Consider the following 20,225-nt stretch of genomic DNA (forward strand, 5'->3'; position numbering starts at 1 on the left):
GAGAAAAATGCTTGAAACATTGTTGTTTCAAGCACTCGGGAGTTTTGAAACCTTAGGTTCAAAACTAAGTCATGGAACTTCGTAGAAGTTCGCTGACGTCCGTACTCACCTAAGGAAAGTTTTTAGGAATACTATTTCTTCAATCTGACATGCTCTTAATCAAAGGGCATGTTTTTCTATGTAAAGTTGTTGGGCAATCAGATGATTGATCTGGATGTCTTGGTCTTTGATCTGGAGCTGATAGAGGCCAGTGTAATCGTCGTAGCCTTTGAAGAGAATGTCATCCCCAATGGTCAGTTTGATCTGGTCTAAAAAATTCAGCAATTCAAAGCTATCCTGGACTCTTCGCAAACGATAGGTTCCCAGTTCGCTGACATCACTCAAACGGTCCTGGTAAGCCTCGATGAGGAGTTGTCCTTTAGGTGGAATGGTTCCTCCGTGGGGGCAGGTCTTAGGAGTGTCTAACATCTGGTCAAGTTTATCGATAAAGCGGTCGGAGACAGTATGCTCAAGCACCTCAGCCTCTTCATGGACTTCTTCAGTTGTATAGCCCAGTTTTTTGAGCAAGAACACTTCAATCAAGCGGTGCTTGCGAAAGAGATCGGAAACCGTTTGAAGGCCGAGCTCGGTGAGCAGATAGCCGTGGATCTTGTCTTTGATGAGGAGATTCTCCGAGATCATGCGTTTGACCATTTCAGTCACGGCTGGAGGCGAAACCTGCATTCGGGCCGCAATCTCTTTGTTACTAATTTTTTCATGTTGCGTGCCGATTTCATAGATGCACTTGAGGTAATCTTCTTTATTCGGTGTCATAGGGTCCTCTTTTCTTCGCTCCTTCTAGTATATCAAAAAAAGTGCGAAATGGCTTGGTCAGTGGATAGGAATTGTCTAGGAGGGCGAAAGATGATAGTATAGAAGCATAAACCAAGAGTAACATGGAAAGGAGGGGGCAGATGCAAGGACAGGAATTGGAAAAGCTTGGTTGGACGACCAGAGGTCTCAGCCACTTAGAAAACCGATTACAGTCTTGCGAAGATAAAGCAAGAAGGCGAGCTTGTTACCGCTCTGTCTTTGTCTTTGCCAGCCCTCTTTTCCAAGAGATGTGGCAGAGAGAACTGCAAGGATTGACGGCAGGTCGTGCCCAGGCCCTCTTAAAAGGGGTTATGCATCTCTGTCTCATGCCACAGGATTTATCGGGAACCTGTGAGGAGACTGCCTTCTTACTGAAGCGGTTCTGGCCAGATTGCCCGCCTCATTCGTCTTTTTGGTCCTCTTTTTCAAGAGTGGTTCAAGTAGCATTTGCTCAGGATCCATTAGCCAGCAAAGCAGGAGATCAGCTCTTAAAACGACAGGTTCACCAGTTTCGCTATCTGCTCTCTGCCTACCAGGCCCAGTGGATTCGGGAGCATTATGCCAGAGCGGGCCAGACTGATGAAGAGGCGCTACAAGCTTACTTGCAGGAGACAAAAGGGATCAAAATCGATGCTTATGCAGCGGCTCGTCTCCACAATAAGGTCTATGTGGATCAAGACGGCCAACTTGCCTTCCCATCTCGTGCCCAGGCCCAGTTGAACTTCAAGGTCTTGCTCAACTTTCATACAGAGTATATCCTAGATCAGGGTGGCCAGTTTCTCAACGAAGTGGATCCGAATCAGATTTCTGAAAATGGCATTGTCAATGGAGCCAGTTTCAACTATGGCTTAGCCAAAGGCCATACTCATAAGGACTTGGATATCGATCCCGTTAAACCATGGGATCCAGCTTTTCGCAAGAAGGTTCTCTATCAGCAAGGTGTTCGCTATCTAGCTCCGAAGAATGACCGCGGAGAGCAGGGCTATTGGAGTCGGAAGGGAACCTTTGCACAAGGAGGCAAGAGCTACAAGCAGCAGGTAGCACGGCGCGTGCGGAGTTTCCTCAGAGGCATCCCACGCTTACGCTGGCGAGTCCTCCTCCAGAATGGACTCCATCGGATTTTATAGTAGTCCTCTTTCGGATTGAAGACAAAGGCCTCTTAGAAACCCACTTAAGGAAAGTCTCTGAACGAATTTTGTAGATATAAAAAAGAGGTCGTAGACCTCTTTTTTATTTAATCAAGTGCTTTGACGGCTTCGATTGCCGCGTCGTAATTGGGTTCGCTGTTGATGTTGTCTAGGTATTCGACGTAAGTGACCTTGTTGTCCGCATCTAGGACCAAGACAGCGCGTGCGAGCAAATGCCATTCATTGATCAAGAGGCCATAGGCTTTTCCGAAGGAATGGTCGAAGTAGTCTGAGAGCATGATGGCATTTTCGATCCCTTCAGCAGCACACCATTTACCTTGAGCGAAAGGAAGGTCGACGGAAACCGTCAAGACCACAGTGTCCTCCATGTCAGAGAGGGCCTGGTTGAAGTGACGTGTTTGGGTGGAACAGATACCTGTGTCAATAGATGGGATCACGCTGAGGACTTTTTTCTTCCCAGCAAAATCAGCCAAAGATTTTTTCTCTAAGTTTGGTGTAGTCAGTGAAAAGTCATGAGCAGTATCGCCAACTTGAAGTTGAGATCCGGTAAAGGTAACAGGGTTTCCTAAAAATGTTGTCATAGCAAAGACTCCTTTTTTCTTTTCATTGTACATTAATGAAGGGGGAAGAGCCACTGATTTGTTTGAGAATCAAATCAGTTTGGAATCTTATTTGTTCAAACCTTCTGCGATTTTCTCCAAATTCCATTTCATCATGCTGTAGTAGCTGTCGCCTTCTTCGCCTTCTTTGGCGATCGAGTCAGTAAAGATCTTTGCAAAGATAGGGATATTGCTATCCTTAGACACAGTTTTCATAGGACGCTCATCGACACTGGATTCGACAAAGAGGGACGGTACTTTGGTTTGACGCAATTTCTCTAGCAGCGTTTTGATTTGTTCAGGTGTCCCTTCTTCTTCAGTGTTGATTTCCCAGATATAGGCAGATGGGACGCCGTAGGCTTTGGAGAAGTACTTGAAGCAACCCTCACTGGTTACGATCATCTTCTTCTCTGCTGGGATGTTATTGAATGCTTGCTTGGCTTCTTGATCCAGCTTGCTCAGTTTTTCAGTATAGGCTGCTAGATTTTTTTCGTAGAAGTCCTTATTTTTTGGATCTTTGGCGATCAATTGTTTAGCAATGTTTTTAGCATAGATGATCCCGTTTTCGAGATTGAGCCAAGCGTGAGGGTCTTCTTTTCCAGCTTGGTTTTGGCCTTCTAGGTAGATGACCTCTACGCCATCGCTGGCAGCGAAATAGTCCTTGTTTTCTACTTTATTAGCATTTTTGACCAACTTGGTAAACCAAGCATTGCCACCCGTTTCGAGGTTGATGCCGTTGTAGAAGATGAGGTCTGCTTGTGAAGTTTTTTTGACATCTTCTGGGAGTGGTTCGTATTCATGGGGATCTTGGCCGACAGGGACAATACTGTGTAGCTCGATTTTATCCCCCGCGATATTTTTGGTGATATCTGCGAGGATGGAGTTGGTGGTGACCACCTTCAATTTATCAGATGAGGACTTGGAAGAAGAGCCTTTGCTACAGGCCATAAGGCCGAATAAGAGCGCCACAAAGAGGGCAAGGACAGAAGCGATTTTTTTCATGTGTTTCTCCTTTAATGAGGTGAAAGAGCGTGCTTATTCTTTCTCTGCTTAGGAGCGATAAAGAAGCTGATGAGAAAGAAGACTGCAGAAGTGAGGACGATACAAGACCCAACGGCGATGTTAAAGCTGTAGCCAATAAAGAGTCCCAGGATGGATGCAAGAGCACCTAATCCGGATGAAAGGAGCATCATGGACCAGAGGCTATTGGCATAGAGATAGGCTGTCGCAGCGGGTGTGATGAGCATGGCAACGATGAGAATGGTCCCGACACTCTGCATAGCAGTGACAGAAACCAAGGTCAAGAGCACCATGAGAAGGTAGTGATAGACCTTGACCCGGACGCCCATGGACTGAGCCAGAACGGGGTCAAAAGATGTGAGCAGTAAGGGTCGAAAGAGCAGGCAAATCACCAGCAAGACCGCCACCCCAATACCGATGGTCATCCACATATCCTGGTCTTGCACGGCCAAGATATTCCCAAAGAGGATGTGGAAAAGGTCGGTGGAACTTTTAGCGATTCCAATCAGAATGACTCCTAAGGCGAGGAAAGAAGAAAAGGTAATCCCAATTGCAGTGTCGCTCTTGATGATGGAGTTGCTCTTGATATAGGTGATGAGGATGGAAGCTAAAAGTCCAAAGGTAATGGCGCCAATAAAGAAATTGATGCCCAGGATAAAGGAAAGGGCCACACCTGGAAGGACCGCGTGTGAGATGGCATCTCCCATGAGAGACATGCCTCGCAAAATGATGAAACATCCGACTGCACCAGCGACGATCCCTATGGCAATAGCTGTAATGAGAGCGTTTTGGAGGAAATGAAATTGTTGTAATCCATCGATAAATTCTGCAATCATCTGATTTCACCTCCTATAAAAAGTTCATGACCGTAGGCTGCGTGAAGATTCTCTTTGGTAAAGGTTTCTTCTGTTTTCCCAAAAGCAATCAGTTTGCGATGAAGGAGCAGGATCTGGTCAAAATAAGCTGGGACCTTGCTCAGATCGTGATGGACAATCAGGATGGTCTTGCCTTCCTTTTTCAAGGTTTGGAGTGTCTGCATGATGATGTCTTCGCTAACAGAGTCAATCCCAGCAAAGGGCTCATCCAAGAAGATGACCTCTGCTTCTTGAACCAAGCAGCGGGCGATCAGAACCCTTTGGAATTGCCCTCCTGAAAGCTGGCCAATCTGGCGATCTGCTAGATCAAGAAGATTGACAAGTTTCAAGGCATTTTCTACTTTTTGGAGATCCTCTTTGCTTTTTCTCTTGAAGATAGAAAGATGGGGATAGAGCCCCAGCGAGACACACTCCCGCACCGTGATGGGGAAGTGGAAATCAATAGCGGATTTCTGTTCGACGTAGGCCACTCGTTGAAGAACTTGGCCGAGGTCTTTTTGATCGAGTTGGACCTTTCCCGAATGAGGGAGAAGTCCTAGCATGGCCTTGATCAGGGTTGATTTTCCAGCTCCGTTGGGTCCAAGAATGCCTAGGATGGTTGGACCCTGGATGGTGAGGGAAAGATCCTCCAAGGCCAGTGTTTGCTGGTAAGCAACACTTAGATGTTCAATTTGAATCATGATTTTGCTCCTTTACCATTAATATACATGAATGAAAAAATTAAGTCAAGTTAATTTTTAAAATAATTTAGATTAAATCTTTTGTAATCATTGAAAAATAGACCTATTTTTGATAAGGTTAATAGAAAAGAATGAAAGTGAGAAGATCATGGTACGTTTACAAGATGATTTTTATGATTACGTCAATGGGGAATGGGCTGAGACAGCTGTTATTCCTGATGACAAACCGTCAACTGGTGGTTTTATGGACTTGATCCAAGATATCGAAAACTTGATGTTGGATATTACCGGAAAATGGCAACGGGGAGAAGAATTGCCTGAAGACAGCATTCTGCAAAACTTTGTCAAATACCACAAAATGGTGGCAGATTTTGATGCGCGGGAAGCAGCTGGTGTAGCAACAGTCATGCCCTTGATCAATGAAATTAAGGCTCTGTCTTCTTTTGAAGACTATACCAGCAAGTTGGGGACCTATGAACTAGCTGGTAAACCAAATCTCATGCCATTTAGCGTGTCACCAGACTTTATGAATGCTCAAATGAATGTCTTGTGGGGAGAGTCTCTTGCTCTCATCTTGCCAGATACGACCTACTATGAAGAAGGAAACGAAAAAGGACCAGAATTGCTGGCTATCTGGCGCCAAATGATGGAAAAACTCTTGGCAAAATTTGATTTCTCAGAGGAAGAAATCAAAGATATCCTGGATAAGGTCATTGCAGCGGACGCAGAATTAGCCAAATATGTCTTGTCAAATGAAGAAAGATCAGAGTACAACAAACTCTACCATCCTTATGAGTGGGCAGATTTCAAGGCCTTGGTTCCAGAATTGCCACTCGATGCCTTCTTTACTGAAGTGATCGGACAAACACCAGATAAAATCATCGTGCCAGAAGAGCGTTTCTGGAAAGAATTTGCACCAAAATACTACTCGGCAGCCAACTGGGAAACCATTCATGCCAAATTGAAACTCGGTGCAGCCTTAGATTGGACGTCTTTCTTGACCGAAGAAATCCGTGTCTTGTCTGGTGAATATGGACGGATCATCACGGGGATTCCAGAACCTCGTCCAAAAGAAAAAGCCGCTTTGGCCTTGGCAGAAGGACCTTATAGCCAAGCGCTTGGACTCTGGTATGCGGGAGAAAAATTCTCACCAGAAGCAAAAGCAGACGTAGAGCATAAAGTAGCGACCATGATTGACGTCTACAAGGAGCGCTTAGAAAAAGCAGACTGGCTCGCTCCTGAAACTCGTGAAAAAGCCATTGTCAAACTCAATGTCATTACACCGCATATTGGCTACCCTGAAAAATTACCAGAAACATACGCCAAAAAGATTATCGACGAGAGCAAGACCTTGGTGGAAAATGCTCAAGCTCTCTATGAAATTTCCATTGCCCATACTTGGAGCAAGTGGAACCAACCAGTCGATCGGAGCGAATGGCACATGCCAGCTAATATGGTCAATGCTTACTATGATCCGCAACAAAACCAAATCGTCTTCCCAGCAGCGATTTTACAAGCACCTTTCTATGACCTTCACCAATCATCATCAGCCAACTACGGCGGAATCGGTGCGGTCATTGCCCATGAAATCTCCCACGCCTTTGACACCAATGGAGCCTCCTTTGACGAGCACGGTAGCTTGAAAGACTGGTGGAAGCCAGAAGATTACGAAGCCTTTACCGCTCGTACTCAAAAAGCCATCGATCAGTTCGAAGGTCAAGACTCATACGGTGCCAAGATCAACGGGAAATTGACCGTTTCTGAAAACGTAGCAGACCTCGGTGGTATCGCTGCAGCTCTTGAAGCCGCTAAGAAAGAGGAAGATTTCTCAGCAGAAGAATTCTTCACCAACTTTGCTCGCATCTGGCGCATGAAAGCCCGAACAGAGTACATGCAACTCCTCGCAAGTGTCGATGTCCACGCACCAGGAAAACTCCGCACCAATGTCCAATTACCAAACTTTGACGAATTCTTTGAAACCTTTGATGTCAAAGAAGGCGACGGCATGTGGCGCGCACCAGAAGACCGTGTGATTATTTGGTAATTAAGATACTAAGCCCGTAAAAAAAGCGAGAAGAAAATAGGAGATTGACCATGTGGGCCATGCTCACCAGGCAATCTCTCTTTTTCTCGATGCTCGTGAAAGAATAAGAAATCCCCAAAGCCAAGTTTCAGTAAATTGAAACTAGCTTTGGGGATTTTTGAGTGGATTAGAAATAACAGTGAATGTCATGATCTAAAAAAACTTGCTGGTAGTCATATAAATCTTCTGGATGCAGGGCTTTTATTCCTTCCATTTCATAGCGACGTCCTAAAAGCTTGTATTTGTTTTCTCCAAACTGGTGAAATGGGAGCAGTTGTACTTCATCGATGTTGAGAGAATTAAAAAGGGAAGCAAATTCTTCAGCATCAGTTAAAGAGTCATTGAAATTAGGAATGACTGGAATACGTAAAACGATTGTTTTGTTTTGAGCAAAGGCATAATGAATATTTTTAATAATCAGATGATTGTTGACTCCGACAACCTTCTTATGTTTAAGTGTATTGTAATGTTTAAGGTCTGTATAAATAAAATCAACATACTGAATGAGATCGACAAATTTCTCATGTTCAACAAAAGCTGTCGTTTCGATTGCAGTATGAAGTCCAACTTCTTTCGCAGCTTTTAAGATTGCTTTGGCAAATTCAAATTGAGCGAAGATTTCTCCGCCAGACAGAGTAAGGCCACCACCAGATTCTTCGTAAAAGTCAACGTCTTTTAAGACATCATCTATGATCTCGGTAACTGTTTTTTCTTCTCCTGTGATGGTTTCCTTTTTAGTAACAGCATCCAACATTTTTTCAGGATTTGCACGCTGGGATTCAGGATTGGAGCACCATGGACAACGTAGGGGACATCCTTTTAGAAATACAGTAGTTCGGATGCCAGGGCCATCATGGATACTAAAGTGTTGGATATTAAAGATTATGCCACGATTTTGTTCCATATTTTTGCTCTCCTATCAATCTAGTAAGTCCATTATACATTATTTAAGAAACTAATTCAATTACGAACGAAAGTTTATTTTGTTTTGAATTCACTCGAAAATTTGCTAAAATAGAAAAGAGGTAAAAACAATGCAACGTTTAGATGAAATATTGAAATTAGTATCGGAATTTGAAAAGATTGATGTTAATAGCTTGTCTGAGAAATTACAAGTCTCTAAAGTGACCATTCGAAAGGATTTGGACAAGCTAGAATCCAAAGGATTATTGCATAGAGAACACGGCTATGCTGTTTTAAATAGTGGAGATGATATCAATGTTCGATTGTCCTTTCAATATGATACCAAGAAAAGAATAGCCAGGGAAGCTGCTAAATTAATTAAGGATAACGACACGGTTTTGATTGAATCGGGCTCTACATGTGCTTTGCTAGCGGAAGAAATTTGCCAAACAAAAAAGAATGTCAAGATTGTGACAAATTCTTACTTTATTGCAGATTATATTCAGGAATATGATTCTTGTAAAATCATCCTACTTGGTGGTGAATTTCAAAAAGAATCGAGAGTGACTGTAGGTCCGCTTTTGAAAGAATTAATCCGCTCGTTTAGAGTTCCCTTTGCTTTTGTAGGGGTTGACGGATATGATGATGAACTTGGTTTTACTGGGAAAGATATGATGAGAAGTGAAGTTGTTCAAGCTATGTCCGATGTTTCTAAGGAAGTGGTTGTCTTGACAGATTCAAGTAAATTTGGGAAATGTGGAACCGTCAGACGATTTGCACTTTCACAAGTTTCGAGAGTCATAACAGATAAGAATATATCTCAAGAAGCGAAAGAAAAACTTGAGGATTCACAAACGATTTTAACTTTAGTATAAGAAGGAGAAGCCAATTGAAAGATGAACGGAAAAAGTTACTTGCTAAATTAGCCTATCTATACTATGTTGAAGACAAAAGTCAATCGCAAATCGCAGCAGAAACTGGAATCTACCGTACAACTGTCAGCAGAATGCTAGCAGAGGCCAAGAAAGAGGGCGTTGTAAAAATTGAAATCGAAAACTTTGATACTCGCCTCTTCCATTTAGAAAATTATATCAAACAAAAATATGGCTTAAAAGCTATCGAAATTATACCGAATCTAGTTGATGAGCCTCGAGAAAGCCTTGAAAAGCGACTGGCTCAAGCAAGTGCGGTCATGCTGCGTAATTTGATTGAAGATGGAATGACAGTCGGATTTTCATGGGGCAAGTCTCTCAGATTAATGGTAGAACAAGTTGGAACGAAGCGTTTGGATGGTGTTCAGTTTTATCCCCTAGCTGGAGGTCCCAGTCATATTCATGCTCGCTACCATGTCAATACGCTGATCTACAGTATGGCGAGTAAATTTCATGGGGAATGTCATTTTATAAACGCGAGTGTCATTCAAGAAAATTCTGAGGTGACGGAAGGTATCTTATCTTCTAAGTATTTTGAGGATTTGAAAGCTAGTTGGCGTTGCTTGGATGTTGCGGCTGTGGGGATTGGTGGCCATGCAGATAGCAAGAATCCTCAGTGGTTTGATATGCTGACATCGAATGATTTTAAGAAATTGAAGTCAGAACAGGCTGTAGGAGAAGTATGCTGTCGTTTCTTTGATCAAGAAGGTGTCCCCGTTTATCCTGAATTACAGGAAAGAACAATATCTATCACATTGGAGGAATTAAGAAAGGTACCAAACACCATCTCTTTAGCCTACGGTGATCAGAAAGCAAAAGCTATTTTATCGGTTTTGAAAGCCAACTATATCAATCATTTAGTCACAGATGAAGCGACGATCTTAAAAGTTTTAGAATTAGATGGTGATCAGCAATTTACTAAAAAATAGGACAGCAGGAATGCGGTCCTTATTTTTTTGAGTCAAAAAGCACAAATGTGCAAAAATCAAAAACAACAATCAAATGTTGCGATTTTTATTGACCGGCAAAAATATAAATGGTATATTGACAATAGAAAAAGCGCTTTCAGTAGATTGACAAAGGAGTGTAGTGCACATGGAAATAATTGTTGCAGACCAAATTATTATGGGATTGATTTTAAATGCGGGTGATGCTAAACAGCATATTTACCAAGCTTTATCATATGCTAAGGAGGGCGATTTTACATCTTCTGAAGGCGAAATTGCAAAAGCAGATGCAGCATTGCTAGAAGCGCATAACCTGCAAACACAATTTTTAGCCCAGGAAGCAGGTGGGACAAAGACAGATATTACAGCTCTGTTTGTGCACTCACAAGATCACTTAATGACTTCAATCACAGAGATTAACTTGATTAAAGAAATGATTGACTTACGTAAAGAACTTTCAGCGAAACAATAAGGAGGAAAAGAAGATGAAAATTGGATTGTTTTGTGCAGCAGGATTTTCAACAGGAATGTTGGTAAATAATATGAAGGTGGCGGCTAAGGAATTAGGGATTGATGCTGAAATCGATGCCTATTCTCAAGCGAAATTAGCAGATTTTGCCCCAGAAATCGATGTTGCATTGTTGGGCCCTCAAGTAGCTTATACTTTGGATAAATCAAAAGCGATTTGTGAGGCAAACCATATTCCTATTGCTGTCATCCCTATGGCAGATTATGGGATGTTGGATGGTAAGAAAGTACTAAATCTAGCTCTAGAATTGCTAGGAGAAAAATAAGGAGGCTTCCCATGTCTAATTTTAATTCTCAGAAAATTATCGCTCCAATCATGCGTTTTGTAAACATGAAAGGAATTATTGCTCTTAAAGATGGGATGTTAGCGATCCTTCCATTAACGGTAGTTGGTAGTTTGTTTCTGATTATTGGGCAATTACCATTTGAAGGTCTTAATCAGGCTATTGCTAGTGTATTTGGCGATACATGGACAGAGCCATTTATGCAGGTTTATTCAGGAACATTCGCCATCATGGGATTAATTTCTTGCTTCTCCATTGGTTATTCATATGCTAAAAACAGTGGTGTAGAACCTTTGCCAGCAGGAGTTTTGTCCCTATCTTCATTCTTTATCTTGTTAAAATCTTCTTATGTACCAGCTAAGGGAGAACCGATTGGCGATGCCATTGCAAAAGTATGGTTTGGTGGTCAAGGGATTATCGGTGCTATTATTATTGGTCTGGTAGTTGGTGCGATTTATACTGTGTTTATCCAAAGACATATTGTTATTAAAATGCCAGAACAAGTACCTCAAGCCATTGCCAAACAATTTGAAGCGATGATTCCTGCTTTCGTGATTTTCTTACTATCAATGATTGTCTATATCGTATCAAAAGTAGTGACAAGTGGCGGTACCTTCATTGAAATGATCTATGATGTCATTCAGGTTCCTCTACAAGGTCTAACAGGATCACTTTACGGAGCGATTGGAATTGCCTTCTTTATTTCGTTCTTATGGTGGTTTGGTGTGCACGGACAATCAGTTGTCAATGGTGTAGTAACAGCCTTGCTACTTTCTAACCTGGATGCTAATAAATCAATGTTGGCAGCTGGGAAGTTATCCGTTGAAAATGGTGCCCACATTGTAACCCAACAATTCCTAGATAGTTTCCTTATTTTGTCTGGATCAGGTATAACCTTTGGTTTGGTTATTGCTATGTTATTTGCTGCTAAGTCAAAACAATATAAGGCACTTGGGAAAGTTGCAGCTTTTCCTGCAATCTTCAATGTTAATGAACCCGTCGTATTTGGCTTCCCAATTGTAATGAACCCAGTGATGTTCCTTCCATTTATTATCGTTCCAATTTTAGCAGCGATAATTGTTTATACTTCAATTGCTATTGGGTTCATGCATCCATTCTCAGGTGTGACCCTTCCTTGGAGTACACCAGCCATTATTTCTGGATTTATGGTTGGAGGTTGGCAAGGTGCGTTCGTTCAAGTGCTAGTTCTTGCAACCTCGACTGTCGTATATTTCCCATTCTTCAAATTCCAAGATAATCTTGCCTATAACAACGAATTACAGGCTGAAAAATAGTGCGTTTATTAGGAATGCACAGATGTGCGACTAGAATAGAATTTATAGGTATTATCCATAATTCATTGAAATTCGTAAAGTTTAATGCTACTATAGTTACGAAAGAAAACAAAATAATTTCAAAAGAAAGGTTTTGAAAAAATGAAACAAGTAGAAGTAGCAAGTACAAGCATTAAAACAGAATATTTTGGAAGCCTCACTGAACGCATGAATAAGTATCGTGAAGACGTCTTAAACAAGAAGCCTTATATCGACGCTGAACGTGCTGTTCTTGCAACTAAGGCATATGATCGTTATAAGGAACAACCAAATGTTCTTAAACGTGCCTATATGTTGAAAGAGATTCTTGAAAATATGACAATCTATATTGAGGATGAATCCATGATTGCTGGAAACCAAGCATCCTCTAATAAAGATGCTCCGATCTTCCCAGAATATACTTTAGAGTTCGTTCTGAAGGAATTGGATCTTTTTGAAAAGCGGGATGGTGACGTCTTCTATATTACGGAAGAAACGAAAGAGCAGCTCCGTAGTATCGCACCGTTCTGGGAAAATAATAACTTACGTGCAAGAGCTGGAGCTCTTCTACCTGAAGAAGTATCTGTTTATATGGAAACAGGATTCTTCGGTATGGAAGGGAAGATGAATTCAGGAGATGCCCACTTAGCAGTCAATTATCAAAAATTATTGCAATATGGCTTGAAAGGTTTTGAAGAAAGAGCTCGCCAAGCTAAAGCAGCCCTAGATCTAACGGATCCAGCTAGCATTGATAAGTACCATTTTTACGATTCTATCTTTATCGTAGTTGATGCTGTTAAGACCTATGCTCAACGATTTGTGGAACTTGCTAAACAACTTGCTGAAACAGCAACTCCTGAACGTAAGAAGGAATTGCTTGAAATTGCAGAGATTTGCTCAAAAGTTCCATACGAGCCTGCAAGTACATTTGCAGAGGCTGTTCAGTCCGTTTGGTTTATCCAATGTATTCTTCAGATTGAATCAAATGGACACTCACTTTCATATGGCCGTTTTGACCAATATATGTATCCATACGTTAAAGCTGATTTGGAAAGTGGACGGGAAACTGAAGAGAGTATTGTTGAACGCTTGACCAACCTTTGGATTAAGACTATTACAATTAACAAAGTACGTAGTCAAGCACATACCTTCTCATCTGCAGGTAGTCCGCTATATCAAAACGTTACGATTGGTGGTCAAACGCGTGATAAGAAAGATGCCGTTAACCCATTGTCTTATTTAGTGTTGAAGTCTGTTGCTCAAACTCACCTTCCTCAACCAAACTTAACTGTTCGTTACCATGCTGGTTTGGATGCCCGCTTCATGAACGAATGTATTGAAGTTATGAAGCTCGGATTCGGTATGCCTGCTTTCAATAATGATGAGATCATTATTCCATCCTTTATTTCAAAAGGTGTTCTTGAAGAAGATGCTTATGATTACAGTGCAATTGGTTGTGTAGAAACAGCTGTTCCAGGTAAATGGGGATATCGCTGTACAGGTATGAGTTATATGAACTTCCCTAAAGTTTTGCTCATCACGATGAATGATGGAATCGATCCTGCTTCTGGCAAGCGCTTTGCACCAAGCTTCGGCCATTTTAAAGACATGAAGAGCTTCGATGAATTGCAGACTGCTTGGGACAAGACTTTGCGTCACTTAACCCGCATGAGTGTGATCGTAGAAAACTCGATCGACCTATCTCTTGAAAGAGAAGTGCCAGATATCCTCTGTTCAGCTTTGACAGATGACTGTATTGGACGTGGAAAACACCTAAAAGAAGGTGGAGCTGTCTACGATTATATTTCTGGTCTACAAGTGGGTATTGCAAACTTATCCGATTCACTTGCAGCAATCAAGAAACTGGTATTCGAAGAAGGACGCTTAACGCCACAAGAGCTATGGCATGCTCTGGAAACCGATTACGAGGGCGAACGTGGAAAAGAAATCCAAGAGATGCTTATCCATGATGCACCGAAGTATGGAAACGATGATGACTATGCAGACAGCTTAGTTCGAGAAGCATACGATATTTATGTGGATGAAATTGCTAAATATCCAAATACTCGCTATGGACGTGGGCCAATCGGTGGTATCCGTTACTCAGGTACATCTTCTATTTCAGCCAATGTAGGACAAGGTCGTGGAACATTAGCTACTCCGGACGGTCGTAATGCTGGAACTCCACTAGCAGAAGGATGCTCTCCATCCCACAATATGGACCAACATGGCCCAACATCTGTTCTAAAATCTGTTTCTAAATTGCCAACAGATGAAATTGTTGGTGGTGTTTTACTGAACCAAAAAGTAAACCCACAAACTTTAGCCAAAGAAGAAGATAAATTAAAACTTATTGCTTTACTCCGTACGTTCTTTAATCGTCTACATGGCTACCATATTCAATACAATGTGGTTTCTAGAGAAACGTTGTTAGATGCTCAAAAACATCCGGAAAAACACCGTGACTTAATTGTACGTGTTGCAGGCTACTCAGCTTTCTTCAATGTACTATCAAGAGCTACACAAGATGATATTATTGGACGGACAGAGCATACTCTATAGTAAAGAGGTATGTATATGGAATTTATGCTTGATACTTTAAATTTAGATGAGATAAAAAAATGGGCACGAGTGTTACCCCTTGCTGGGGTAACTTCGAACCCAACAATTGCTAAAAAAGAAGGGGACATTGATTTTTTTGATCGTATCCATAAGGTGCGAGAAATCATTGGGGGCTCTCCTTCCATCCATGTTCAAGTTGTCGCAAAAGATTATGAAGGAATTTTGAAAGATGCGGCTAAAATTCGCGAACAATGCGATGAAAACACCTATATTAAAGTCCCAGTAACACTTGAAGGACTTGCTGCAATTAAAGTGTTAAAAGCAGAGGGTTACAAAATTACTGCAACAGCAATCTATACTGTTTTTCAAGGGCTGTTAGCGATTGAGGCAGGAGCCGACTATTTAGCACCTTATTACAATCGTATGGAAAACTTAAACATTGATTCAGCTCAGGTTATTTCTCAGTTAGCGAGTGCCATAGAGCGTAATCATTCATCAAGCAAAATTCTAGCAGCTTCCTTTAAAAATGTAGCTCAAGTTAATCGAGCATTTAAAGAAGGAACACAAGCAATTACGGCAGGGGCAGATGTATTTGAAGCAGCTTTTGGAATGCCTTCTATTGCAAAAGCAGTAGATGACTTCGAAGCAGATTGGTCAGCCGTTCATCATAAGAATACAATTTGATAAAGGAGGAGTGTATGAGAAATTTTGCAAGTCCATCTCGTTACATTCAAGGTGAAAATGCTTTATTTGAAAATGCAAAACCTATTTTAGAACTGGGGAGTCATCCCGTTTTACTCTGTGATTCAGTAGTCTATGATATCGTAGGGGAACGTTTTGAAAAGTATCTCCTTCGGTATGGCTTTACAGTTTTGCCAGTATTCTTCAATGGTGAAGCTTCTGATAATGAAATCAATCGTGTGGTCAGTCTGGCAGAAGAGAATGGCTGTGACTTAGTCATCGGACTTGGCGGAGGAAAGACCATCGATAGTGCAAAAGCCATTGCCGATCTTCTAAAATCACCAGTTGTCATTGCTCCGACCATTGCCTCTACAGATGCTCCGGTTTCAGCCTTGTCAGTTATCTACACGGATGAAGGTGCCTTTGCTCGCTATATCTTCTATTCTAAAAACCCAGAATTGGTCTTGGTGGATAGCAAAGTTATCTCTCAAGCACCAAAACGTTTACTCGCTTCTGGTATCGCAGATGGCTTAGCGACTTGGGTTGAAGCGCGTGCGGTGATGCAAGCCAACGGAAAAAACATGCTAGGCAAACACCAAACTTTAGCTGGTGTCGCGATTGCGCAACGTTGTGAAGAAATTTTATTTGCAGACGGACTCCAAGCCATGGCTGCTTGTGAAGCCAAAGTGGTAACGCCTGCTCTTGAAAACATCATTGAAGCCAATACTCTTCTCAGTGGGATTGGATTTGAAAGTGGTGGTTTGGCAGCAGCTCATGCCATCCATAATGGTTTTACTGCCCTCACTGGCGATATCCACCATTTGACTCACGGTGAAAAAGTTGCTTATGGAACCTTGGTTCAATTGTTCTTGGAAAATCGTCCTAAAGAAGAATTGAATAAATACATTCGTTTCTATCAACAAATAGGTATGCCAACCACTCTGAAAGAAATGCATCTTGAAAATGCAAGCTACGAAGATCTTCTCAAGGTTGGCCAACAAGCCACCATCGAAGGAGAAACCATCCATCAAATGCCATTCAAGGTACAAGCCTCTGATATTGCCCAAGCCATTGTAGCAGTAGATGCTTATGTCAAGTCCTTAGGCTAATCAAAGAAATACAGAAACCATCGTCTGTTGGCGATGGTTTTTTTGATGGTTGGTCGTTTCGTTTGATTTGGAGGTGTATCCTTCTGAATGAATAGCTTTTCCCTTCCACATAGCTGAAAAATGCAACCATATAGAAGGATCAAAGGCAAATGCTCCGATTTTTGATAGACTCAGGAGGTAGCGTTACAAATACAAATTGGAGGAAATGAAATGATAGAATGTAGTCAAAAAGAATTGGAACAAATTGTAGGAGGTGGGGGTTCTCGCCCAAATGTGATTTCAGGTCAGTCAGATAAGATTGAGATTGGACGTCCTGGCTTTGTGAAGCGACCACCGCTCGCTCGTATTTAAGATATGATAGCAATCTTGATCATGGTGTTTTGAAATCTAGATAGGAAGAATAGGAGAAAAAATGAAAATCTATGCAGAAACAGAATTGACAACAAATGAACTTGAACAAACCGTTGGAGGGGTGATTACTCCGACCAGAAGTCCTGAACTAACATATGGTGGCGGTGGCTGGGGAACCTCTGGAATTTACCCGGGCTGGGGGAATCAAGGAATGTCTCCGACGAGTAGCGGTTTTGGCTGGTTAATGCAAATTGCGCCAGCGTTTAGTAGAAAAAGAAAGTAAGATTGAAAGGTGAATGCAATGAGAAAGACAGACAGACCGTTTCAACTCGCGACACTAGGGATTCTCTGCATCAATTTTGCGCTTTTTAACGTGGGGCTCCCAACGGATTTAGTGGGCCACCTATCGGATGACTCTTATTATGGCTTGCTCCTCTTGTTGATTGGATTGATTGGGGGGTTAGCCGTTACACTCTTGGTAAAGAGTCGTCGTTGGGACTTGTACGGGAAATTTACTTTTAAAGCTTCTTATTTTGCGGTTTTTGTGCTTGTTTTTCTTGCTCACTTTTTATGGGATATGTTTTCTGCAGAGGTATTTCCACCGACTAAGAATTCCGTAGCCCTTGCAGAAGTATCTAGTGGTTTGTCAGGCTGGGCCTTGGTATTGATACGTTATGTCTATGCCTGCTTGCTGGCTCCTATTGTGGAAGAACTAGTCTTTCGTGATTTGGTCATGACGGCGTTGGCATCTTATCAGAAGTATAAGCTGGATATGCTGGTGTCTGCTTCCTTGTTCAGCCTCTCGCATGTCTGGCAGCATGGTTGGGATTTGCCAAGCTTTATCGTTTACTTGGTACCGGGCCTGCTATTTTGTGCGGTCCTGCGCTATACCAAATCGATCTACTGGGCCATCCTTCAGCATGCCTCTTGGAATAGCTTCCTTACCCTCGTATCCCTCCTGGTCAGTGGGATTTAAGCAAGGGGAGATAGTGGCAGGGGCTTTTATTCATCATCAAAGAAGCAGTTCAATACTGCTTTTTGTATGGAATCAAAACCACTATTTTTCTTAACTTTTGAAATATTATACAGTTAAACGTTTACATTTTTCCACAAAGTGCTATAATTTAATATGAAGAATAACATTTTATACAGAGGTGATCCATATGAAAAAAGGGAAGCTACTCTTAGCCACCGGCGCTCTACTTTTGTCTGTAAGCGCACTGGTAGCCTGCTCACAAGGAGGGAAATCTTCAAGTTCGGGTGAAAAAGTTTTTAGCTATGTTTACACTACTGATCCAGATACATTAGATTATTCTCTGTCCAATAAGCAATCAACTTCAGAATTTACAGGAAATGCTGAAGATGGCTTATTAGAAGTGGATCAGTATGGGAACTTAATTTCATCTCTTGCTAAGGATTGGTCTGTCTCAAAGGATGGTTTGACATACACTTATAAGCTCCGTAAAGGGGTTAAATGGGTAACCGCTGAGGGGGAAGAATTCGGAGAAGTTAAGGCTCAAGACTTTGTGACGGGGCTTCAACATGCTGCGGATAAAAAGTCTCAAGCTCTTTACTTGGTCCAGAAGTCAGTGAAAGGATTGGATGATTATGTATCTGGAAAATCCAAAGATTTCTCTACTGTTGGAGTCAAGGCTATTGATGATTATACCGTTGAGTATACGTTGAATCAGCCTGAAAGTTTCTGGAATTCTAAAACCACCATGGGCATTTTGATGCCAGTTAATAAAGAATTCTTAGATTCTAAAGGGGATGACTACGGTCAAGGCACTAACCCTTCTAGTATTCTTTATTGTGGCCCATACTTGATTAAATCCATCACATCTAAATCTGTTGTGACCCTTGAAAAAAATCCCTCTTATTGGGATGCTGATAATGTAAAAATTTCTAAGGTCAAGCTAACCTATTATGATGGACAAGATTCAGAATCTTTGATTCGTGGCTTTGATAACGGAGACTTTACGGTTGCCCGTGTCTTTCCGAATGGTTCCAACTATAAGAGTGTAGAGAAGAAACACAAAGATGACATCGTCTTTAGTGACCAAGGATCTTCTACTTATAACTTGTCCTTCAATATTGACCGTCAAGCTTATGAGATTACGACGAAGACGACAGATGCTCAAAAGAGCTCAACCAAGAAAGCAATCTTGAATAAGGACTTCCGTCAAGCAGTCTTGTTTGCATTTAATCGTCAGGCATATGTAGCTCAAGCTAATGGTGAGGCATCTGCCGATAAGGTTATTCGAAATACTTTTGTTCCACCTAGCTTTGTTCAAATTGATGGAAAAGAATTTGGTAACTCGGTAGAAAAATATCTAGGAGAACATGGGGAAGAATGGCAAGGAGTATCTGTTACAGATGGAAAAGATACTCTTTATAATCCAAATAAGGCAAAAGAAGAATTTGCTAAGGCTAAAACAGTACTTCAAAGTCAAGGAGTTGAATTCCCAATTCATTTGGATCTTCCAGTAGCATCAACTTATACTGTAGGCGTTAAACAGGCCCAATCTTTTAAACAATCGATTGAATCAACCCTAGGGTCAGAAAATGTTGTTATCGACCTGAAAATGGTTTCTGAGGATGATCTTCAACGAGTGACCTACTTTGCTGAAAATGCTTCTCAACAAGACTGGGATTTGAACAATAACTTGGGTTGGGGACCAGACTATACCGATCCATCTTCTTACCTAGATATCACAAACTCTAAGACGGGTGAAAATGCCAATGCCTACTTTGGATTTGATGCGGGTACCAATAATGCCGCAGCCAAAGAAGCTGGTTTTGATGAATATGATCAATTGATCGAAGATGCGCACAATGAAACCAAAGATGTCAATGCCCGCTATGAAAAATATGCTAAGGCTCAGGCTTGGTTGACAGATAGTGCCCTCTTGATCCCGATTCATTCAGATGGTGCCTCTCCAGGTGTGCGTAAGACAGTTCCATACTCAGCTGCCTTTGCTTGGACAGGACACAAGGGTCAATCCTTCAACTACAAGTACTTGGAATTGCAAGACAAAGTCTTGACAGCCAAAGAGTACGATGAAGCGCGTGAACAATGGAAGAAAGAAAAAGAAGAATCCAATAAGAAAGCTCAAAAAGAACTAGAAAGTCACGTAGAAGACTAGGAATTTAAGAGCAATTGTCTATTGAACAGGGAAGAGAATGGGACAGAAATCGGTAATTCGTTAGAATTCGATTTCGTCGTCCCACCTCCGCACAGTTGAGTAGGGCTGTAAAAGCTGATGAAATCAGCGAAGTAGAGCCCACTCAACCACTGCGTTTTGCTCGATAATCCAAAGACAATTGAGAGGCTAGGACTTTTGTCCCAGCCTCTTTT

General features: G+C 41.7%; 20 protein-coding genes. 14 read left to right on the forward strand and 6 right to left on the reverse strand.

Features of this window, described 5'->3' with window-relative positions; all coding sequences use genetic code 11:
- Positions 1 to 159: 159 nt before the first annotated feature.
- On the reverse strand, positions 160 to 813 hold the full coding sequence (locus tag ADH49_RS08435; RefSeq protein ID WP_048691602.1) for a metal-dependent transcriptional regulator: 654 nt from the start codon (positions 811 to 813) through the stop codon (positions 160 to 162).
- A gap of 140 nt (positions 814 to 953) precedes the next feature.
- Here ADH49_RS08435 and ADH49_RS08440 point away from each other — a divergent pair, with 140 nt between their 5' ends.
- A complete protein-coding gene (locus tag ADH49_RS08440) occupies positions 954 to 1,979 on the forward strand; it encodes a DUF3114 domain-containing protein (RefSeq protein ID WP_048691605.1) in 1,026 nt (341 codons plus the stop codon).
- Positions 1,980 to 2,086: 107 nt separating this feature from the next.
- On the opposite strand, the gene tpx is transcribed toward ADH49_RS08440, so the two are convergent.
- The 4 genes from tpx to ADH49_RS08460 all read right to left on the reverse strand — a co-directional run bounded on the left by tpx (position 2,087) and on the right by ADH49_RS08460 (position 5,174).
- On the reverse strand, positions 2,087 to 2,581 hold the full coding sequence (gene tpx, locus ADH49_RS08445; protein ID WP_040802778.1) for a thiol peroxidase: 495 nt from the start codon (positions 2,579 to 2,581) through the stop codon (positions 2,087 to 2,089).
- An 87-nt stretch (positions 2,582 to 2,668) separates the two neighbouring features.
- Positions 2,669 to 3,601, reverse strand: a complete 933-nt coding sequence (locus ADH49_RS08450) for a metal ABC transporter substrate-binding protein (protein WP_048691608.1) — start codon at positions 3,599 to 3,601, stop codon at positions 2,669 to 2,671.
- A gap of 11 nt (positions 3,602 to 3,612) precedes the next feature.
- A complete protein-coding gene (locus ADH49_RS08455) occupies positions 3,613 to 4,455 on the reverse strand; it encodes a metal ABC transporter permease (RefSeq protein ID WP_048691610.1) in 843 nt (280 codons plus the stop codon).
- Positions 4,452 to 5,174, reverse strand: coding sequence for a metal ABC transporter ATP-binding protein (locus ADH49_RS08460; RefSeq protein WP_048691612.1), 723 nt, complete (start codon positions 5,172 to 5,174; stop codon positions 4,452 to 4,454). The genes ADH49_RS08455 and ADH49_RS08460 overlap by 4 nt, the downstream gene beginning before the upstream one ends.
- A 148-nt stretch (positions 5,175 to 5,322) precedes the next feature.
- On the opposite strand from ADH49_RS08460, the gene ADH49_RS08465 reads away from it, so the two are divergent.
- Entirely contained in the window at positions 5,323 to 7,218 is a 1,896-nt protein-coding gene (locus ADH49_RS08465; RefSeq protein WP_048691614.1) for a M13 family metallopeptidase, read from the forward strand.
- A gap of 166 nt (positions 7,219 to 7,384) precedes the next feature.
- Here the strand turns inward: ADH49_RS08465 and ADH49_RS08470 are convergent, their stop codons facing one another.
- Positions 7,385 to 8,161, reverse strand: coding sequence for a glycyl-radical enzyme activating protein (locus ADH49_RS08470; RefSeq protein WP_048691616.1), 777 nt, complete (start codon positions 8,159 to 8,161; stop codon positions 7,385 to 7,387).
- Positions 8,162 to 8,291: 130 nt separating this feature from the next.
- Between ADH49_RS08470 and ADH49_RS08475 the strand changes: the two genes are divergently transcribed.
- The 12 genes from ADH49_RS08475 (at position 8,292) to ADH49_RS08525 (ending at position 20,013) form a co-directional block, all read left to right on the forward strand.
- On the forward strand, positions 8,292 to 9,035 hold the full coding sequence (locus tag ADH49_RS08475) for a DeoR/GlpR family DNA-binding transcription regulator (protein ID WP_048691618.1): 744 nt from the start codon (positions 8,292 to 8,294) through the stop codon (positions 9,033 to 9,035).
- Positions 9,036 to 9,049: 14 nt separating this feature from the next.
- Positions 9,050 to 10,021: a sugar-binding transcriptional regulator gene (locus ADH49_RS08480; RefSeq protein WP_048691620.1), complete on the forward strand. Its 972-nt coding sequence runs from the start codon at positions 9,050 to 9,052 to the stop codon at positions 10,019 to 10,021.
- Between the two features lie 166 nt (positions 10,022 to 10,187).
- Positions 10,188 to 10,511, forward strand: coding sequence for a PTS lactose/cellobiose transporter subunit IIA (locus ADH49_RS08485; protein WP_048691622.1), 324 nt, complete (start codon positions 10,188 to 10,190; stop codon positions 10,509 to 10,511).
- A 13-nt stretch (positions 10,512 to 10,524) separates the two neighbouring features.
- A complete protein-coding gene (locus ADH49_RS08490) occupies positions 10,525 to 10,833 on the forward strand; it encodes a PTS sugar transporter subunit IIB (RefSeq protein WP_013904534.1) in 309 nt (102 codons plus the stop codon).
- An 11-nt stretch (positions 10,834 to 10,844) separates the two neighbouring features.
- Positions 10,845 to 12,146, forward strand: coding sequence for a PTS sugar transporter subunit IIC (locus tag ADH49_RS08495; protein WP_048691625.1), 1,302 nt, complete (start codon positions 10,845 to 10,847; stop codon positions 12,144 to 12,146).
- A 141-nt stretch (positions 12,147 to 12,287) separates the two neighbouring features.
- The gene (locus tag ADH49_RS08500) at positions 12,288 to 14,726 is read left to right on the forward strand and encodes a glycyl radical protein (RefSeq protein ID WP_023027619.1); all 2,439 of its coding nucleotides are present in this window, start codon (positions 12,288 to 12,290) and stop codon (positions 14,724 to 14,726) included.
- A gap of 15 nt (positions 14,727 to 14,741) precedes the next feature.
- The gene (locus ADH49_RS08505) at positions 14,742 to 15,410 is read left to right on the forward strand and encodes a fructose-6-phosphate aldolase (RefSeq protein ID WP_048691628.1); all 669 of its coding nucleotides are present in this window, start codon (positions 14,742 to 14,744) and stop codon (positions 15,408 to 15,410) included.
- 14 nt (positions 15,411 to 15,424) lie between these two features.
- Positions 15,425 to 16,516: a glycerol dehydrogenase gene (locus ADH49_RS08510; RefSeq protein ID WP_048691630.1), complete on the forward strand. Its 1,092-nt coding sequence runs from the start codon at positions 15,425 to 15,427 to the stop codon at positions 16,514 to 16,516.
- Positions 16,517 to 16,726: 210 nt separating this feature from the next.
- Complete coding sequence (locus ADH49_RS10120) at positions 16,727 to 16,867, forward strand: bacteriocin (protein WP_125389288.1); 141 nt, start codon at positions 16,727 to 16,729, stop codon at positions 16,865 to 16,867.
- Positions 16,868 to 16,928: 61 nt separating this feature from the next.
- Entirely contained in the window at positions 16,929 to 17,150 is a 222-nt protein-coding gene (locus ADH49_RS08515; protein ID WP_048691632.1) for a hypothetical protein, read from the forward strand.
- An 18-nt stretch (positions 17,151 to 17,168) separates the two neighbouring features.
- A complete protein-coding gene (locus ADH49_RS08520; protein WP_048691634.1) occupies positions 17,169 to 17,843 on the forward strand; it encodes a CPBP family intramembrane glutamic endopeptidase in 675 nt (224 codons plus the stop codon).
- Between the two features lie 187 nt (positions 17,844 to 18,030).
- Positions 18,031 to 20,013, forward strand: a complete 1,983-nt coding sequence (locus ADH49_RS08525) for a peptide ABC transporter substrate-binding protein (RefSeq protein WP_048691637.1) — start codon at positions 18,031 to 18,033, stop codon at positions 20,011 to 20,013.
- Positions 20,014 to 20,225 lie beyond the last annotated feature (212 nt).

It is taken from the genome of Streptococcus sp. 400_SSPC, assembly GCF_001072745.1.
In the GTDB taxonomy this organism is placed as follows: domain Bacteria; phylum Bacillota; class Bacilli; order Lactobacillales; family Streptococcaceae; genus Streptococcus; species Streptococcus xiaochunlingii.

Excerpts from the sequence above, each read along its gene's own strand:
- ADH49_RS08435 (WP_048691602.1), bottom strand. The coding sequence starts at position 813 with ATGACACCGAATAAAGAAGATTACCTCAAGTGCATCTATGAAATCGGC.
- ADH49_RS08440 (WP_048691605.1), top strand. The coding sequence starts at position 954 with ATGCAAGGACAGGAATTGGAAAAGCTTGGTTGGACGACCAGAGGTCTC.
- tpx (WP_040802778.1), bottom strand. The coding sequence starts at position 2,581 with ATGACAACATTTTTAGGAAACCCTGTTACCTTTACCGGATCTCAACTT.
- ADH49_RS08450 (WP_048691608.1), bottom strand. The coding sequence starts at position 3,601 with ATGAAAAAAATCGCTTCTGTCCTTGCCCTCTTTGTGGCGCTCTTATTC.
- ADH49_RS08455 (WP_048691610.1), bottom strand. The coding sequence starts at position 4,455 with ATGATTGCAGAATTTATCGATGGATTACAACAATTTCATTTCCTCCAA.
- ADH49_RS08460 (WP_048691612.1), bottom strand. The coding sequence starts at position 5,174 with ATGATTCAAATTGAACATCTAAGTGTTGCTTACCAGCAAACACTGGCC.
- ADH49_RS08465 (WP_048691614.1), top strand. The coding sequence starts at position 5,323 with ATGGTACGTTTACAAGATGATTTTTATGATTACGTCAATGGGGAATGG.
- ADH49_RS08470 (WP_048691616.1), bottom strand. The coding sequence starts at position 8,161 with ATGGAACAAAATCGTGGCATAATCTTTAATATCCAACACTTTAGTATC.
- ADH49_RS08475 (WP_048691618.1), top strand. The coding sequence starts at position 8,292 with ATGCAACGTTTAGATGAAATATTGAAATTAGTATCGGAATTTGAAAAG.
- ADH49_RS08485 (WP_048691622.1), top strand. The coding sequence starts at position 10,188 with ATGGAAATAATTGTTGCAGACCAAATTATTATGGGATTGATTTTAAAT.
- ADH49_RS08490 (WP_013904534.1), top strand. The coding sequence starts at position 10,525 with ATGAAAATTGGATTGTTTTGTGCAGCAGGATTTTCAACAGGAATGTTG.
- ADH49_RS08495 (WP_048691625.1), top strand. The coding sequence starts at position 10,845 with ATGTCTAATTTTAATTCTCAGAAAATTATCGCTCCAATCATGCGTTTT.
- ADH49_RS08500 (WP_023027619.1), top strand. The coding sequence starts at position 12,288 with ATGAAACAAGTAGAAGTAGCAAGTACAAGCATTAAAACAGAATATTTT.
- ADH49_RS08505 (WP_048691628.1), top strand. The coding sequence starts at position 14,742 with ATGGAATTTATGCTTGATACTTTAAATTTAGATGAGATAAAAAAATGG.
- ADH49_RS08510 (WP_048691630.1), top strand. The coding sequence starts at position 15,425 with ATGAGAAATTTTGCAAGTCCATCTCGTTACATTCAAGGTGAAAATGCT.
- ADH49_RS10120 (WP_125389288.1), top strand. The coding sequence starts at position 16,727 with ATGATAGAATGTAGTCAAAAAGAATTGGAACAAATTGTAGGAGGTGGG.
- ADH49_RS08515 (WP_048691632.1), top strand. The coding sequence starts at position 16,929 with ATGAAAATCTATGCAGAAACAGAATTGACAACAAATGAACTTGAACAA.
- ADH49_RS08520 (WP_048691634.1), top strand. The coding sequence starts at position 17,169 with ATGAGAAAGACAGACAGACCGTTTCAACTCGCGACACTAGGGATTCTC.
- ADH49_RS08525 (WP_048691637.1), top strand. The coding sequence starts at position 18,031 with ATGAAAAAAGGGAAGCTACTCTTAGCCACCGGCGCTCTACTTTTGTCT.